The organism is Nostoc sp. EspVER01 (assembly GCF_034530635.1).
In the GTDB taxonomy this organism is placed as follows: domain Bacteria; phylum Cyanobacteriota; class Cyanobacteriia; order Cyanobacteriales; family Nostocaceae; genus Nostoc.
In genome coordinates, this window is sequence record NZ_JAVRCS010000019.1 from 92,759 (window position 1) to 109,575 (window position 16,817).

Here is a 16,817-nt window from a genome sequence, read left to right on the forward strand (position 1 = left end):
TTTATAAAAATTATGAATAAATCAATGACAAATTTGCCTGGTTTTGATCCAAATCTTCAAATTAAATTAGAAGATTTTAAAGTTTTGCCAAGATTTGTAGGCACTTGGGAAGGTAACTGGATTCGCCTAGATAAAGATGGTAATGAAATTGAGAGATTCACATCAATTTTAAATCAAAATATTGTTAATAATCAATGGGTACAAACTAATCAGAATAAATATCTTGATGGTAAAATTGTTAACATAAGTTTTTTTGGCAAGGCTGTGGGGGTAGGTAAGGTACTTTTTGAAAGTCCCGATTATCCTTATTGCAATTTTCAGATGATAGTAGAAGAATATAGTGATAATATTATCATGATTAGAGTATCAGATAAGATAACAGGTTTTCCATTAGCATTAGAAACTATCAACTTAATTAGTGATACTGAAAGAATCAGGACGTTACAAAAGTTTAAGCTACCAGATGGAAAATTATCTGGATTCATAATTGTTGTTGAAAACAAGATTTTGCGAAATTCGGGGCGTGATTATCAATAAAGTTGTTGGGAAATAATTCATAGTTAGTGGCTCAAATTAATTGCAAATAAGCCGGATGCCTGTTTACCAACTGTTGCATAGAGCAATATAGAACCCATTTGATATCTTTTAGCCGATCAAATCGTAAGGCAAAAGGTTCTTGTTCTGGAAAGCGGTCATTTAATAATGGAAAAGTCCGTTTTTGCGGACTTTATTTGTTGAGTTATATCATGTCCGCTTGATTGCTTATTAAACCCGAAGAACCCCACCCCCGCCAAAGCTACGCTTTGTCTCCCCTCCCGAAGAGCGGGGAGGGGATTAAGGGGAGCCAGCGCGGTCTTGGGGGTTTCCCCCATGAGCGACTGGCGTGTGGGGTGCAATGACTGTGGTTAGCATAACTAATTATGCGGACATGATATTATAAATAATCGTGTCTCAGTCGTTACATTAACTTCGCTTTGTAGAAGGTTGTTTCTGTTTTGAAACACTAGGCTGAGGGTTTAAAAATGGGGGGATAGGACAGTCTAGCGTCATGGCGATCGCTCTGAGTAAATCTGCTTCTGAAGGAGTAACTTTGTTATCTAATAATACGGTGTGGGCGCAAGCATCAACAATAGCTTGTTTGAGTTTGGGAGTGGCAAGACGCAGGCGCTCAATACTTTTCTTTAGTTCAGTAAAATTACAAGTTAATGGCATTTCTGGTTTTTCTTGCTCTCCGGCTTTGGGAAGTCGAAAAACTCCAGAACGAAAAGCATAGGCGATATCTTCAGTAGACGCATCGGGTTGGGAGTGTCCGACACGAGCAATTACGGACAGAACTAATAGACTATCTGGCCAAATCTGTTCGATGGAGGTGAATTCTACTGGTGTAGTAGATGTAGGATTTATACTAGGTTGCAGACGATGCCACAGTATTAACTGCAACACAAAATGCCACAGCGATAAACTTCCGGTGGCTACAACTAAACCGTGGATGCATTTGCACAGCCTTTGGCATTCTTTGGCAGAGTTTTGGCGCAATACGGGTACTGCCAAATCCACAAGTGGTAAGCGAATTCTGGGATCTAACTGATTAATTTCGCTACTTAGTTCCAAGGTTTTCTCTACCAAATCAGCAGGTTGTACTTCTCGTAACCAAGCAATTTGACGTTCTTGAATTTGGAGATTTTCCGTATCTAACGCTAGCGCCAAAGCGATCGCCATTGCACTTTGTTGCTCACGCGCACCCAAACGCAGGGATTCTGGTAACTGCGATAACAGCGCTTGAGCATGGGCAAAATGCTCTGGTGTAACGCTTCCAACTTGGTTTACAACCTGTTCTGGCGTGGCGTTAGAACCACCAGCAAAGCCCATTGTTAGGGATTCTTGGGAAGGCGAACGCATTTGATTGCGAGATGGCATTGCTGCTAAATTGCTGACGTTCAAACCCCCAACGCGGCGGATACGTTCTGCTAGGGGTGGGTGGGTAGAAAACATATCTTCCCAGAAAGAGGGGTTGAGGGCATTGCCAAAAAACATGTGGCTAGAGGCTTCTGCACCCGGCGATATTAACCGTGAATCCATCTGTTGGAGTTTTTGAAAGACTCCGGTAAGTCCGTTGGGGTTGCGAGTGAACTGTACGGCTGAAGCATCAGCGAGAAATTCGCGTTGGCGAGAGACGGCGGCTTTAATCAAGCGTCCGCAAAGTAATCCGATACCGCCAATTGCCATTAGTGCCAAACCAAATGCCCAGATAGGTAAACCCTTGTCTTCCTTTCCTAAACGGAAGCTACCGCGAAGACGCCACAGCAATTCTCCGGTTAAATAAATGAACAAAATCCCATGCAGTAATCCTACTAAACGCAAATTCAGCCGCATATCTCCATTGAGAATATGACTGAATTCGTGGCCGATAACTCCTTGTACTTCATCCCGGCTCAGGTGTTCCAAAGTTCCACGGGTAACTCCAATTACAGCATCATTGGGCGTAAATCCAGCAGCAAAGGCATTAATGCCTGTTTCTCTGTCGAGGAGATAAACTTGTGGGACAGAAATACCAGAAGCGATCGCCATTTCCTCGACAATATTTAATAGTTGTCGCCCTTGTTCGTCGGCCATTTCTGGTAGCAGGAGTCTTCCTCCTAACTCTTGGGCAATTACGCTTCCACCCTGCCGGAGACAGGCAATTTTGTACAAACTTCCGATTGCGATCGCAATTATTGTAATCCCAGCTACATAAAGAAATAACCCTGGATGCCACCAAACACGAGGAGCCATGCGAAACAGAAATAAACTGGCAATATAAATCGCCATAATCATAACTGCGATCGACAGGGAAAATAACCCAATTAATTGTTGCGTATTTTGGCGTGCCCGATCCTGATGTTCAAAGAAATTCATAGACACCTAAAAAGACACGCGTGGAGCATTTCTGATTTCTGGAGTAGCTTCGGGGAGCAATTCTGCAACAGTAAAGTTAAATGTATTTGCCACCAGGTTGCTAGGGAAAGATTCGCTCTTGGTGTTGTAAAGTGTCACTGCGTCATTAAAAGCCTGACGGGCAAAAGCAATCCGGTTTTCAGTGGAAGACAATTCTTCCATTACCTGAGTCATAGCGCGATCGGCTTTCAATTCTGGATAAGATTCTGAAAGTACCATCAACCGACTTAACGCACCCGTCAGCGCCCCTTCAGCATTGCCCAATTGTTGCATCGCTTGGGGATCTCCAGGATTTTGGGCGGCGTGACCGCTAGCATTAATTGCAGAATTTCGGGCGGCAATAACTGCTTCTAAGGTTTCTCGCTCATGTTTCATGTACCCCTTGGCTGTTTCCACCAAGTTGGGAATTAAGTCATAGCGGCGCTGTAATTGAACATCGATTTGAGAGTAAGCATTTTTGTAACGGTTGCGATACTTAACTAAATCGTTGTAGCTATTAATGATAATTACAGCAACAATGGCAACTAAAGCAACAGCAAATATTAAAAGCCCCATATTTTTAGATTATTTCCATCAGGTACTTACTTTTTTGCAGATTTACCAATTACGGTAATCCTCATATCCAACAGAATTTATGTGGATATAGAGATGAGTCTACTTGTCGCAAGTTGGCTTCGTCGTCTGTAAAATTAGTTACGCAAGTTTACTGATGTAGGATTTTTTAAATAACCGCAGAGGCGCAGAGAACGCAGAGTGAAATAAATTAAAGTTTGTAGTAAGGACTTTAGTACTGATAATCCTTGCTCTGAGCGATAAATCGCTCACTCAAACTAAGAGTTTATTTTATTGTATTTAATTATGTGTACCTACTTATCATCTCTGTGTACTCTGTGCCTCTTTAGTCGATTAAAAATTCTAGCCAGATATGTCACCGATGAATCTGAGTAAATAGGGAATAACCACTGACAGCAAAAATAAAAAGGATGGCGGCAGGAAAAATTATTACATCCCTGACAATAAATAAAATCCAATCTTTTCTTAGTTCTTGTTTAAACTTAAGTTCTCGCAGTTTTCGCTCAAGTTCTAAGTCTTCTGGTGACTGCAAGTTGACAGGTGGCAAAATTAGCGGATTATCGCCTTTGCTGGCAATTCTTTTTGATAAATCTGTTATATCTGTCATGCCGTTGAGATACTGATATTACTTAGTGTCTCATAAAAAAGAGCCAGAGAAGTAACTCTCTGGCTCAAAGCTGGAGACAAAAGAATCATCAAATAAAGGCTAACTTGGGTAAGAACCTAAATTCTTCCCAGGTTATGCAGCCCTAAAATAGTACCTACTCCCAAGATATGACCAAAGGCGGTAGTTGCTAAAAGGGCTGGTAAACCAAAACCACCAAAGAAATTGGCTGAGGGTAGTCCTGGTTCTGCGTTGGGATACTTGATGCTAGATTTGCCAAAGGCAATGGCAACGATATTAGCAATAATCATAATCAGTCCAACTGTAGGACTCCATTGCAGAGGTGTGGTTGCAGCAGCGAGTAAGGTTGAAGTCAACACCTAGATTTGCTCCTGAAATTTATTAATGGTTGAAAACATAATCTGAAACTTTCCGAAGCAAATTCAAGAAATTACCCGATTTTGCATCAATATTTAACAGTTATTCTTACTACTTAATAAAATATGAGTTCAACGCAGCGAGCTGACTGTGGTAGCTAGTTTGAATTTAAATATCTGAAACAAGCAAACTGGTAGTCTTTATTTATACTCAAACACCAGTGATTCTGATGAAATTATTGCAATGCATCCATCGCAATTTGTGCCGGAGTTACGAATAAAAATATCCTGACTTTTTGAAGGATATAGCAATACTTAAGAAATTCAAGGAGCGGATTCACCTTTTGGTAGATTTAGACAGAATCATCAAAACTGTATATTTGGATGGGATAACATATAATTTGCCGCAAAACCTCATGCTAAATCAGTAATTTCAAGATCGACAGATGAAATTTTGATTGAATTCTAGTTAATTTGTTCCTTAAGTTCCTCAAAAGCCATGACATCCCCTGAGCCTCAAACTGATTTTGGAGAAAAAGCTCCACAAACGTCATTTGAGCCACCTTCTGGAAAACGGCGGTGGCTTTGGTTGAGTTTAGCCGCACTCCTATTGTTAGGGGGCGGAGCAACTCTAGTCTGGCGTTTACTGACTCCACAAAATTCAGCACCTTCAAATACTAACGCTCAACCTCAAGGGGTAAGAGTCAAAATATCAACAGTACAAAGCGGCATAATTGAGGAAAGTTCAGATTTTATTGCTAGTCTAAAATCCCTGCGCTCAGTCACGCTCCAACCGAGGATTCAGGGTCAAGTTACCCAGATACTTGTCAAATCTGGAGATCCTGTCGTCGAAGGAGCGGCAATTCTCCAAGTAGATCCTACACAACCAGCAGGTATCAGTGGAAGCAATACTGTGCCTCAAGCATTTTTAATGCAACTGGCAAATGCCCGCGCCACACTCAAATCTTTAGAAGCAGAACGACCATCCTACGTTGCGAATCTGCAATTGTACCAGCAGAACTACGAAAAGTTTGTCAGCCTAGCTGAACAAGGAGCCGTGTCTCGACAGACTAGCAATCAGTTTGCTAATCGGCTGGCCAATGCTAAGACTAGTCTGGATGCAATTGATTCCAGGATTCAAGCACAACGAGCCACCATCTTACAGGCTGAAAAATCCTTGCAGCAATCTAATGTAAATACTCAAACACAACAGCCCCAGCCTGACAAAATTACCGCTCCTTTTAGTGGCACAGTTGGCAACATCCCTGTGAAAGTCGGTGATTTAGTTAATACTTCTACACCATTAGTTAATATCACGCAAAATCGACCTTTAGAAGTGAATATCTCTGTACCACTACAGCAAGGGCCCCAATTGCGTAAGGGTATGCCAGTAGAGGTGATGAACACACAAGGTCAAAAGCTTGGTAGAAGTAGGATATTTTTTATTGCACCCAATGCCAGCAATGAAACACAAACGATACTGATTAAAGCACTTTTTGACAACACTAACAGTCAGCTACGTGCAGATCAATTAGTCAGAGCTAGAGTATTCTGGAATCAACGCCCCGGAGTTTTAATTCCCACAACAGCAATGACTCGTGTCGGTGGGGACACTTTTGTTTATGTAGTTGAAACAGAGACATCTCCCCAAGGTGTATCCCAACAAGTAGCTCGGCAAAGGCGAGTGAAGCTAGGCGAGATTAAAGGTAACAATTACCAAGTTATTGAAGGATTACAGCCAGAAGATAAAGTTATTATTTCAGGGTTGCTTAATCTCAGGGATGGTGTTGCGATCGTTCCAGAATTTTAATTAAGGGGAGTCGAAAGGAGGAGCAGGGGAGAAGTCTCAATCTTGTCTCCTACCAATCTTCACCTAATACCAATTTAATGTGAAGTTGCACATATCTTGATCCCCCTAAATCCCCCTTAAAAAGGGGGACTTTGATAGATGTTTTTCCGGTTCCCCCCTTAATAAGGGGAGCTAGGGGGGATCGAATTCTATGCAGCTTCATAAAAAATTGGTATAAGAGCGTTAACTATAGCGATCGCTCTTTGTTGGAGAACTTGTAAAGTAGTCTCTAGGTATCTATCTATGCAATACACTCTGAACTCACGTCCACTCTTTTCTCCTAAAAAGAAAGCATTGGTGAAATTTTAAGATATAACTCGTTTTGTCAATAGTGATTACGCTGTAAATTATCTATGCTATTGAGTATCTCATTAAGCTTTATACTAAATTTGATGCCAAGGATGAACGATGTTTTTAAATATGCGTAAGCGTAGCTAGTCTTGTCTATGAAACGCTATGCGAAGGCATCACAGGCTGGAAATTTACGTTTGTAACCTCGATTTTGACTAAATTTAATCACCACTACTTATTGGTGACAAGTTAATGACCTTAACCTGTCACCAATGAGTAACAGTAAGCAATTACTTGATTACGTAACAGAGGTAAATATTATGTCAGTGAAAATCATCCAATCTAAGTGCGGTTTAGTTTTAACTTGTTTACTTGGACAAATAACGTTGTTGGCTGCGCCAGTACAAGCTGGAGTGGAGGGCAAAAGCTACGATGTCAATGTTAATTCAAGTCAGGGAGATAATTTTACTGCTTGTTTGGAATTTAACGCCGATGGTAACAGCCTTCGCTTTGTTGGACTAAATGCTACTTATAGCCGTACAAATCTAGGTCAGGATCAGAGAAATTGGCAAGCAGTAACAAATCCAAATTTAGAAGAAAGTATCGCACTTAGCGGTCAAGTAAGAGGAGACTTTATTCCAGACCGGAGGATAAGTGGTAATGCTATCAATTCCCAAGGCACTACTTATACATTTAATGGAACACTCTTATCTGAGCCAACATGTCCAATTGAGATTGAATCCGTGATAGGTTCAGAAAATCCCTTCTTCAAATAATTTAATCTACGCAGATATGATAAACCAGATGAGCTTTTGGTTAACGAAGACAGACAATTTATAAAAGATGTTGGGCACGTATCCTCACCTTTTGCAAAGTATTTTCGGGGTTGCATATTTGCGGGATAATTTTACTATTTTTGTGGTATGGGCAACATGAGCGTCCCTTGTATTTCCGGGCAGGCAGGATGCCCACCCCACAAAAATCATCCCTTAATTCAGCAACGCCGTATTTTCATTTCTCCCGCCTGAGAGTTACTTGAATTCGCTGGCGGGATTTTGGCTGGAATGAAGTCGGCAGTTTTAGCTGTGATCGCTAAATTTAACCTTAGTACAATACCTTTAACAATAGATAATCATTTTAGTTAACCAAAATTAAACTCGATTAATCTATGGCATCTTTGACAGGGAAGGTTGCAATTATCACTGGTGCATCGCGGGGAATTGGACGAGCGATCGCACTAAAATTAGCTGGTAACGGTGCATCTATTGCCGTTAACTATGCGGGGAATGCAGGCAAAGCACAAGAAGTTGTTGCAGAAATTGAAAAGTTGGGAGTAGAAGCGATCGCTATCCAAGCTGATATTAGCAAAATACCCGACATCCAACGGTTATTTGAGCAAACACTTGAACGTTTTGGTAAACTTGACATTTTGGTCAATAATGCCGGAATCGCCTTCTATAAACCAATTACTCAGGTGACAGAAGAAGATTTCGACGCGATTTTTGCCATTAACGTCAAAGGTACTTATTTTACTTGCCAGCAAGCGGCGCAACACATGGCAGAAGGGGGACGGATTATCAACTTTTCCTCATCAACTACAATGATGATGCTGCCAACTTATAGTGCTTATGTAGGAACCAAGGGTGCTGTGGAACAAATCACGCGGGTACTAGCTAAAGAATTGGGTGCAAAAGCGATCGCAGTTAATGTTATTTCTCCTGGCCCCACCGATACAGAACTATTCCGAGAAGGCAAAACACAAGAACAGATAGATCGTTTAGCCCAAATGGCTGCTTTTGGCAAACTGGGAGATGTGCAAGAAATCGCCGATGTAGTAGCCTTTCTCGCTAGTGACGAAGCTAGGTGGATCACTGGGCAAAACATCCGTGTCAACGGTGGAATCGCGTGAGCAAAAGCTCTTCTAGCGATCCCCGTTTTAAAACCTCAGTCAGTAATGTGCAACGTCGTAATAGAAATTTAAGTCATGAATTCTAATATCAATCTTTTCACACCAGTTCAGCTTGGCCCTTACACCCTACCAAACCGAATCGTAATGGCGCCGATGACGCGTTTGCGGGCAATTGCAAGCATCCCCAACTCGCTAATGGCAACTTACTACGCCCAACGCGCTAGTGCTGGGCTGATCGTTACTGAATGTACAATGGTTTCACCTCTAAGTTTAGGATACATTAGCTGCCCAGGAATTTATTTAGAAGAACAAGTGGCAGGATGGCGGTTGATAACTAATGCAGTACACGAACAAGGGGGCAGAATTTTTTTGCAACTTTGGCATTCTGGGAGAGTTTCTCACTCGGCTTTACTTGATGGAGAATTGCCAGTTGCTCCCAGTGCGATCGCTGGAATTGGTTCTCTTCACACACCCATAGGTAAAGTATCGTTGGAAACTCCCCGTGCTTTAGAAACTCCAGAAATTACTGAAATTGTCGAGCAATTCCGCAAAGGTGCCGAAAATGCCTTGGCGGCTGGTTTTGATGGGATTGAACTTCACGGTGCATTTGGCTATTTAATCGATCAATTTCTCCAAGATGGCTCTAACCAGCGCACAGATGAGTATGGCGGTTCAATAGAAAAGCGTAGCCGATTCCTTTTAGAAGTTGTGGAAGCAGTCGCTAGCGTTTGGGGTGCGAACCGGGTTGGTATCAAACTTTCGCCAAGTAACACTTTTTATGGAATGCATGACTCTAACCCTCAAGAAACTTTTGGTTATGCAATCAATGCTCTTAACCCCTTTGGACTTGCCTATCTTCACCTGATGGAACCGAACGAAGTCGATTTAGCAACCCGCGAAGTCATGAACCCAGTTACACCCTACTTTCGACAAATATTCCAAGGTACTTTGATTACTAATGGTGGCTATGATCGCCAAACAGGAGATAGGATTCTTACTAGTAGCAATGCAGATTTAGTTTCTTTTGGCAAGTTATATCTTGCTAATCCTGACTTACCAAAACGTTTAGAACTTAACGTACATTTTAACGCTCCAGATCCAAAGACATTTTATGCCCCTGATGCTACAGGATACACCGACTATCCCTTTTTAGAACTTCAGACAACTTGAAGCAATTACAGTCATCTCTAAATCAAAAATATAATTTGTCAGTTGCACAATTTTTGGGTTTTATAATTGTCCAAGTAGGAGAATACAGCCGTGCTAGCTTCCGATTAGAACGGATTGCTAAATATGGGATGACAAAGTTTGTATAAAGCATTTATAACTTATACAAATAACGGCTGATTATCCCGTTGTAGAGTCTGTGCTTTTGCACTAAATATCACTTATCAGGCATTAAAAAATTATGGATTTGTCCAACTTTACTACACTTCAAAACTTAGAAGCTGCCTTCGGTGGTGAATCGATGGCAAATCGTAAGTATCTGTTTTTCGCTGAGGTGGCGCGTCAGCTTGGGTTTACAGACTTGGCGAAACTTTTTAAAGAAACAGCAGATCAAGAAACTGAACACGCTTTTGCACATTTTAAGTTACTACATCCAGAACTTGTGGTAGAAGATGCAGCTGCTTTAACTGATGAACAAAAGCGGCAAATTGTATCTCGCTGTTTATCTTTGGCAATTGAAGGCGAGACTTACGAATACACCACAATGTATCCAGAGTTTGCCGCAGATGCCCAACGCGATCGCGACAATCCCGCAGCTGAAGAATTTCTCAAACAAGTTCAAGAATCTACCGATCATGCCAACACATTTCGGGAAGCTGCACACCGTTTTGGCTTGTTAAAATTCATCGAAAATTATCACGCCGATCGCTACACTGAAGCCTTAGAAGTATTAAACGGTGGACAAACAGCAACCAGAGTTGCTGGTGAAGATCCTAAAACTCGTAAGTGGATTTGTAGACAATGCAGCATGATTTACGATCCCGTTGCTGGCGATCCTGATTCGGGAATTGCACCTGGTACACCTTTTGAAGAAATTCCTGAAGACTGGGAATGTCCAATTTGCGGTGCTAGCAAAAAAACCTTTAAACCATTTGAGGAAAAAGTTGCAGCTTAAGACGACAATCAATTAGGCACTTTTTTAGCAACTATAGCAATCCTAAATGAGTTGTGAAAATGTGCGATGTCCAGATCCCCGACTTCTCGAAGAAGTCGGGGATCTAATTTTTCACGAATGATTTAGGATTGCTATAAACGCGAAGCATCTCTTGAGATGCTTCGCGTTCAGAATTATTTATACATAGGGTTTGATCATGCACTTACCAGAAGATAACAGCCAATCTGAACTACAGAAACCAGTTTATCTAGAGCTAAATTTTCAGATTATTTGTGCAGTTGTACTAATTGCTGTTATTGGAGTTTCTAGCGTGACTCCGGCTTTTCCTAAGTTAGCTAAAGATTTAAATATTAACCCGAAAAATTTGGGTTTGTTGATTACAGCATTTACATTCCCATCTCTGATTTTAGGGCCAATTATTGGTATTCTTGCCGATAGATTGGGCAGAAAGATAATTATTGTTCCTTCGCTATTTATATTTGGCATGGCTGGTACTGCTTGCGCCTTCGCCCGTGATTTTAATTTATTACTATGGTTGCGTTTGCTGCAAGGAATTGGTGCTGCTTCTTTGCTTTCTTTGAGTATCACCTTAATCGGCGATTTATACACAGGAGACAGACGGACTACGGCAATGGGTTACAATGCCAGTATCAGCAGTGTCGGCACATCAAGTTATCCAATAATCGGTGGTGCATTAGCTACAATGGGCTGGTATTATCCCTTCATGTTGCCGATATTAGCGATTCCTCTTGGGTTGTTGGTGTTGTTTGCACTTAAGAATCCCGAACCAAAAGGCGAGCGTAACCTCAAAGAGTATTTGAGCAATGCCATAAAAGTTCTGAAAAATCGTCAGCTATTTGGAATTTTTATTGCCAGTGCTGCTAACTTTGTTTTTCTTTACGGTGCTTATGTCACATATTTACCACAACTGATTAACGATACCTTTAAAGCGCCACCCACAATTATTGGATTGCTCCTTTCTAGTGTTTCCGTGGCAATTACGATTACATCTTCCCAGTTAGGTAGATTAGCGAGAAGATTTCCCGCCACAACTTTAATTAGTGCATCTTATGTTTTCTATGCATTAGCAATGTTAATAGTTCCCTTTGTGTCAAATATCTGGTTACTATTAATTCCAAGTACAATTTTTGGGATTGGACTTGGTATCGGTTTTCCTAGCAGCCAAACGCTTTTAGCAGATTTAGCACCAAGAGAATATTTGGCGACGATTATATCGGTAAACGGGACATTCTATGGATTAGGACAAACATTAGGCCCGTTATTGATGGGTTATGCCTTTGGTTTTGGCGGAATTAGTAGTGTGTTTTATGCCGCGACTGGTTTTGCAGTTTTGATATTTTTTGTGTTTAGGTATTGCACTTGTAGGTAATTCGTAATTCGTAATTCGTAATTAGTTTAGGGTGTGAGGGTTTTCTCAATGCGACGATCGGGGATCAGCCAGATGACTGCGACTGAAGCGTATAATGCACAGGCAAACCATGAGTTCATTAAGGCAAGTGGAATTGCTACAGCATAGACAACTACTGATAATTTTCCTTTGAAATCTTCACCAACTGCGATCGCTAGAGTCGAATCTTTGCCGTGGTGAGAAATCAGGGTGCGGGTAAGAATGAAGTAAGCGATCGCATTCAACAACAACACCGTACCATAAAGGGCAACTGGTATGGGAGCAAAGTGATTCTCGCCCATCCAACCAGTGACGAAGGGGATTAATGACAACCAAAACAGCAGATGCAAATTGGCCCAAAGGATACGCCCATTAACCTGTCGGACTGCTTGTAGTAGGTGATGGTGATTGTTCCAGTAGATGCCGATATAAATAAAACTCAGTACATAGCTCAGAAATACCGGGATTAGTGGGCGTAGCGCAGCTAAATCCAACCCATGCGGTACTTTGATTTCCAGCACCATGATGGTGATGATGATGGCAATCACCCCATCGCTGAATGCTTCTAATCTCCCTTTTCCCATGTACGCATTCCTTTTCTATTTATTTGAGAGTTAAGTTGTGAGGCTCTGTACTTTATCGTACCAAGTAGCCGCCGTTGATGAAGATTCTCTGCACTCGCAAAATCAAAATATTTAATTCTCACTTGCCAATTTCTGCCGTAATTCCCGAATAGCAGCGCTAGTATTACGCTCGTAGGCAATTTTTAAACATGATAATCTTGCCAACTTCCAGGTAGGCGTACTACCGCACCTGGGGGCAAATGGATTGTATCGGGTGTGACAACAGCAAACATACAACTGAACCTCTACCTCAACTGTAATCCTTTAAATATCAATTGCTGCGGCTGAAAAATACAGCAGCGATAACAATGAAACCTAAAAGTGCTACAGGAACCCAGAGATTAGGGACATCCGATAAACTCATAAATGACTTCCAAATAAGTAGGGTATATGACAATACGGTTCAGTTAACAATACCTTAGCCAAAAAAAGAGTATGAAGAGAGAGTTGGGCGCTCTGTAGTAGAGTTGTTGTCTTCCCAAACGGCAACTCAAAAGCTACAATCCGCCCATGCTTGACATCCTATCACTGTTACAATGCCTGCTACCGCAGATCAACGCTACGACGATGCGGCAATTGAACCAAATAATCCTGGGCAGGTAGCAGGGTCTACCCTTGGTTTTTCAAAGTTGGTGTGAAATCCGCGTAATAACCAGCTATTTCTTCACAAGTTCCTCACATTCTTGTTGTAGCTTTCAAAATAGAGGATGTTTGAAAAGTATCCGTTCAATAAATCGGGGCAACCTAGCAGTTCAGAAAGATTTTACGCCATTTCAGGCTTTTGACTGAGCAGTTTTCTCTGGATTATTGAGCGGTTCCGGTGCAATCATACTTTAAAATCGCTGAAATGCTTATTTTATAAGAATTTTAGCAGTTTTTCCCCTCCGTTTTGTTCATAGTTGCTGAGAAATCTGAGTACTGAATTGAAGTATGAAATTAAAAAATCAAAGATTTCAAACTTTTACTCTCTGAGACTCTGCGGCTCTGCATGAGATCAATTCATACTCTTAATCAGCAAAGCCAAGATGCTTTCACTGCAAGTGATAGGGCTTTATTCATCAATTAGATGTAAACCATGAAAAAAAAGATAATTCAGTCTATTTTAGTTTTTCCTTTATCCAGCTTGATGTTGGTCGTTTCGGGATTTAACGCAGTAGAACATAGTTCGGCTGCTACAAACGGATGTTATTGGATGGAAAATTACTCTGGGAAATTTAATTGGGTTCCTGCTGGTTGGGTATCATCGAAGCAAAACTGTTATGCACTAGATAGTTGTGATGGTGGGCTTGGCCAATCTGGCGGCGGTTGTTACAAATGGGCAACAGACGCTCAGGCAAATCGAGAGCCTTGGTTTTCCTGTTATTGGATGGAAAATACCTCTGGGCAATTTAATTGGGTTCCTGCTGGTTGGGTAGCATCTAAGACAGACTGTTATGCACTAGATAGTTGTGATGGTGGGCTTGGTCAATCTGGTGGCGGTTGTTACAAATGGGCATTATCACCCAGTAGCAATAGAGAACCTTGGCACTAATTAAACCGTATTGGGGTTCAATTAATCTTAGCGATGCCTGCGGCGGGCGTAGCCATCGCACTTCGCCTACCCAATTAAGCAAATTCATATCTAGCTAACTTTTTGGGCTTTTCTATCCGTCGAACTCACGTTCCATTAGGAGAACGGTAAGGACTTTAGTCCTTATAATCCTTGCTTTGAGCGATAAATCGCTGACTCCAAAATAGGATTTTATTTTATGTTGAATTATACCTAGCTACTTAAGTCTTCTTTTAACTTCCTCAGCTAAATTTTCTAGTAGCACTTCTACTTGCTCCCCTGTTTTCAAATCTTTGAGCGATGACTTTTGCGCTGCTGCTTCTTCAGAACCAATAATTACGCAAAATTGAATTCCTTGCTTGTCTGCTAATTGAAATTGTTTACCCAAGGGACGCTTATCAAAGTTAGTTATCACATTAATTCCCGCCTGACGCAGATGTTGAGAAACTTTTAAATAAGTGGGCATTAAATCTTCTTGCATATTCACTACCATCACTTGGGCTGGTGTAGCAGATAAGGTATTTAGAATACCAGCTTTTAACAAACGACTAATTAAACGAGTTAAGCCGATAGAAATACCAACACCAGGCATTTTTTCGCCCAAAAAGACCCCGACTAATTCTTCATATCTCCCGCCAGAACAAATACTACCTAAAGCTTCATGTCCTAATAAAGTTGTTTCGTAAACTGTGCCAGTATAGTAATCAAGACCACGGGCAATGGATAAATCAATACAGAAACGGTTTTCGGCAACTCCAAGATTACGCACCCCAGCAATTACTGTTTCTAATTCGGTAACTCCTAAACTCAATTGCTCGGTTTCTGGCAGATTTTGGGCGAGGTGCTTGAGCTTATCTAAGACTTCATCAACGGAACCGTCAATTTTAATAAACTCAATAATTTTTTGTGACTGTTCTGCGGCAATTTCTTCTTTTTCTAAATCTTGTTTGACTTTACTTTCACCAATCTTTTCTAGAGTATCAACAATACCAATACAAGATTTAATTTGATTTTCAGCAATTCCCAATGATTGAAAGAAGCCAGTAAGAACTTTTCGGTTATTGATGCGAATCAGAAAATCACCAATATTAATTGCTTCAAATATTTCAGTGATAATTGCAGGCATCTGAGCATCATAGAGCAAGCTGAGTTCACGACGCGCAACTACATCAATATCACACTGACGGAACTGACGAAAACGCCCATCTTTTGCCCGTTCTCCCCGAAAAACTACATCGGTTTGGTAGCGGGCAAAGGGAAAGGTTAATTCATTCAGGTGACGGGCAATATACGCCGCTAAAGGAACTGTTTGATCGAACTTCAAAGCTCTTGCTTCCGAACCTGTTTCGCCCGATCTATCTCTCTCGGCTTGTCGATTTGGTGGCAATATAGGATCAATTCCATAAATGATATTATCGCCTTGATTTCCTTTAGCTTGTAGCACTTCTAAACGTTCTACAGCAGGTGTTTCGATGGGCGTAAATCCATAGCTTTCAAAAACTCTACGGATGATATCTAGCAAATATAATTCTAGACGCTTTTCGCTAGGAAGAAATTCTGGAAACCCGCTAGGGGTAGAAAAGTTTATTTTGTCACCTTTGGCCATGTATGTACCTTACTAACTTGAGATTGGAGATAAAAGCCTAACGACTGGAAGTCTTGGCTACACAAACAAAGTCCGCACAACGACCGGCTCAGTGACCACCTGCGCGGACTGGAGAATAATAAGCGTTTATCTTTGAGGGGAGAAATGAAATTATAACTTGATGTGAAGCATAACGAATTCCGCTTTTTTTTCAAACGATGCCTGCGGCAGGCTACGCCTACGCATTTATCGTCGGCTTCTAATGTTCTTCTGTATCCACACCAATATCTTTCGTCAGTCCCGCCGCTTGCGATCGCCAGTTGACGCTTTTATTGTCCACGCCCTGGCTTGCAATCTGCAAAACCCAATGCCTCTGTATCGAGAAAACTTGCGATCGCCATCTCAATAACTGCTTCGATTGGATATTCAATTTTAGTAGCACGAGTAATTAGAGCGGCGTGAATTCGTTCAGGTAAGCATCCCAAAATAACTTCGGCATCATTGGGGGAAAGTTGCTCTTGGAGTTTTGCTTGCATCGCTTTACTACCCTTCGGTTGGAATTTGGACGTTGTAAGGAGGTTCGGTAGCTCTTAAAATAATGGCTTCTAGCTCCAATAGTAACGTAGGGTTTTCCCAATGTGAAATCAATTGCACTGCGATTCGCACATCTTCATCGTTATACTTATCGAGCCACGCCCACAAAAAAGCTTTGTGTCCACCACTGAAACGCCCCCGCAAGCTTTTGGTTTTACCGATGTACAGCAATCCGTCAGTTCTGTGCCTGATTGCATAGATGCCAGGACGAGCCGGAATACTGCCAAATTCACAGGTCAAGGTTTGGCATTGTTCAAAAGGAATGAAAGCGATCGCATCCAGAATTCTCCGAGCTTGAGCTTGAAGTTCAGAATCATATCATGTCCGCTTGATTGCTTATTAAACCCGAAGAACCCCACCTTTCAAGGGCAGGCTTTTAGGCTTTCGATAAATTATTAG

General features: G+C 41.4%; 16 protein-coding genes. 8 read left to right on the forward strand and 8 right to left on the reverse strand.

The window, feature by feature from the left end; genetic code table 11:
- Positions 1-12: 12 nt before the first annotated feature.
- Positions 13-537 carry a hypothetical protein gene (locus RMX69_RS17370; protein ID WP_322638204.1) on the forward strand — a complete coding sequence of 175 codons (525 nt, stop codon included), beginning with the start codon at positions 13-15 and terminating at the stop codon, positions 535-537.
- Positions 538-963: 426 nt separating this feature from the next.
- Here RMX69_RS17370 and RMX69_RS17375 read toward each other — a convergent pair whose 3' ends face one another.
- The 4 genes from RMX69_RS17375 to psaK form a co-directional block, all read right to left on the reverse strand.
- Positions 964-2,895, reverse strand: a complete 1,932-nt coding sequence (locus RMX69_RS17375) for a M48 family metallopeptidase (RefSeq protein ID WP_322638205.1) — start codon at positions 2,893-2,895, stop codon at positions 964-966.
- Between the two features lie 6 nt (positions 2,896-2,901).
- Complete coding sequence (locus RMX69_RS17380; RefSeq protein ID WP_322638206.1) at positions 2,902-3,489, reverse strand: LemA family protein; 588 nt, start codon at positions 3,487-3,489, stop codon at positions 2,902-2,904.
- Between the two features lie 373 nt (positions 3,490-3,862).
- Positions 3,863-4,114, reverse strand: a complete 252-nt coding sequence (locus tag RMX69_RS17385) for a hypothetical protein (RefSeq protein WP_289799423.1) — start codon at positions 4,112-4,114, stop codon at positions 3,863-3,865.
- 116 nt (positions 4,115-4,230) lie between these two features.
- On the reverse strand, positions 4,231-4,491 hold the full coding sequence (gene psaK, locus RMX69_RS17390; RefSeq protein WP_289799424.1) for a photosystem I reaction center subunit PsaK: 261 nt from the start codon (positions 4,489-4,491) through the stop codon (positions 4,231-4,233).
- A 496-nt stretch (positions 4,492-4,987) separates the two neighbouring features.
- On the opposite strand from psaK, the gene RMX69_RS17395 reads away from it, so the two are divergent.
- From RMX69_RS17395 to RMX69_RS17420, 6 genes are all read left to right on the forward strand, one after another.
- Complete coding sequence (locus RMX69_RS17395; RefSeq protein ID WP_322638207.1) at positions 4,988-6,298, forward strand: efflux RND transporter periplasmic adaptor subunit; 1,311 nt, start codon at positions 4,988-4,990, stop codon at positions 6,296-6,298.
- A gap of 650 nt (positions 6,299-6,948) precedes the next feature.
- Positions 6,949-7,404: a hypothetical protein gene (locus RMX69_RS17400; protein ID WP_289799426.1), complete on the forward strand. Its 456-nt coding sequence runs from the start codon at positions 6,949-6,951 to the stop codon at positions 7,402-7,404.
- Positions 7,405-7,796: 392 nt separating this feature from the next.
- Positions 7,797-8,537, forward strand: coding sequence for an SDR family oxidoreductase (locus tag RMX69_RS17405; RefSeq protein ID WP_289799427.1), 741 nt, complete (start codon positions 7,797-7,799; stop codon positions 8,535-8,537).
- A 75-nt stretch (positions 8,538-8,612) separates the two neighbouring features.
- The gene (locus RMX69_RS17410) at positions 8,613-9,707 is read left to right on the forward strand and encodes an alkene reductase (RefSeq protein WP_322638208.1); all 1,095 of its coding nucleotides are present in this window, start codon (positions 8,613-8,615) and stop codon (positions 9,705-9,707) included.
- Between the two features lie 238 nt (positions 9,708-9,945).
- Positions 9,946-10,659: a rubrerythrin family protein gene (locus RMX69_RS17415; RefSeq protein ID WP_322638209.1), complete on the forward strand. Its 714-nt coding sequence runs from the start codon at positions 9,946-9,948 to the stop codon at positions 10,657-10,659.
- Positions 10,660-10,855: 196 nt separating this feature from the next.
- A complete protein-coding gene (locus RMX69_RS17420) occupies positions 10,856-12,049 on the forward strand; it encodes an MFS transporter (protein WP_289799430.1) in 1,194 nt (397 codons plus the stop codon).
- A gap of 26 nt (positions 12,050-12,075) precedes the next feature.
- On the opposite strand, the gene RMX69_RS17425 is transcribed toward RMX69_RS17420, so the two are convergent.
- Positions 12,076-12,651: a TMEM175 family protein gene (locus RMX69_RS17425; protein ID WP_322638210.1), complete on the reverse strand. Its 576-nt coding sequence runs from the start codon at positions 12,649-12,651 to the stop codon at positions 12,076-12,078.
- 1,114 nt (positions 12,652-13,765) lie between these two features.
- Here RMX69_RS17425 and RMX69_RS17430 point away from each other — a divergent pair.
- Entirely contained in the window at positions 13,766-14,221 is a 456-nt protein-coding gene (locus RMX69_RS17430; RefSeq protein ID WP_322638211.1) for a hypothetical protein, read from the forward strand.
- A gap of 235 nt (positions 14,222-14,456) precedes the next feature.
- Here RMX69_RS17430 and hisS read toward each other — a convergent pair whose 3' ends face one another.
- The 3 genes from hisS to RMX69_RS17445 all read right to left on the reverse strand — a co-directional run bounded on the left by hisS (position 14,457) and on the right by RMX69_RS17445 (position 16,658).
- The gene (hisS, locus tag RMX69_RS17435; protein WP_322638212.1) at positions 14,457-15,845 is read right to left on the reverse strand and encodes a histidine--tRNA ligase; all 1,389 of its coding nucleotides are present in this window, start codon (positions 15,843-15,845) and stop codon (positions 14,457-14,459) included.
- 308 nt (positions 15,846-16,153) lie between these two features.
- On the reverse strand, positions 16,154-16,360 hold the full coding sequence (locus RMX69_RS17440) for a hypothetical protein (RefSeq protein ID WP_289799434.1): 207 nt from the start codon (positions 16,358-16,360) through the stop codon (positions 16,154-16,156).
- A gap of 7 nt (positions 16,361-16,367) precedes the next feature.
- Positions 16,368-16,658 (reverse strand): GIY-YIG nuclease family protein, encoded by a 291-nt coding sequence (locus RMX69_RS17445; RefSeq protein ID WP_289799435.1) that lies wholly within the window; start codon positions 16,656-16,658, stop codon positions 16,368-16,370.
- Positions 16,659-16,817: the final 159 nt, after the last annotated feature.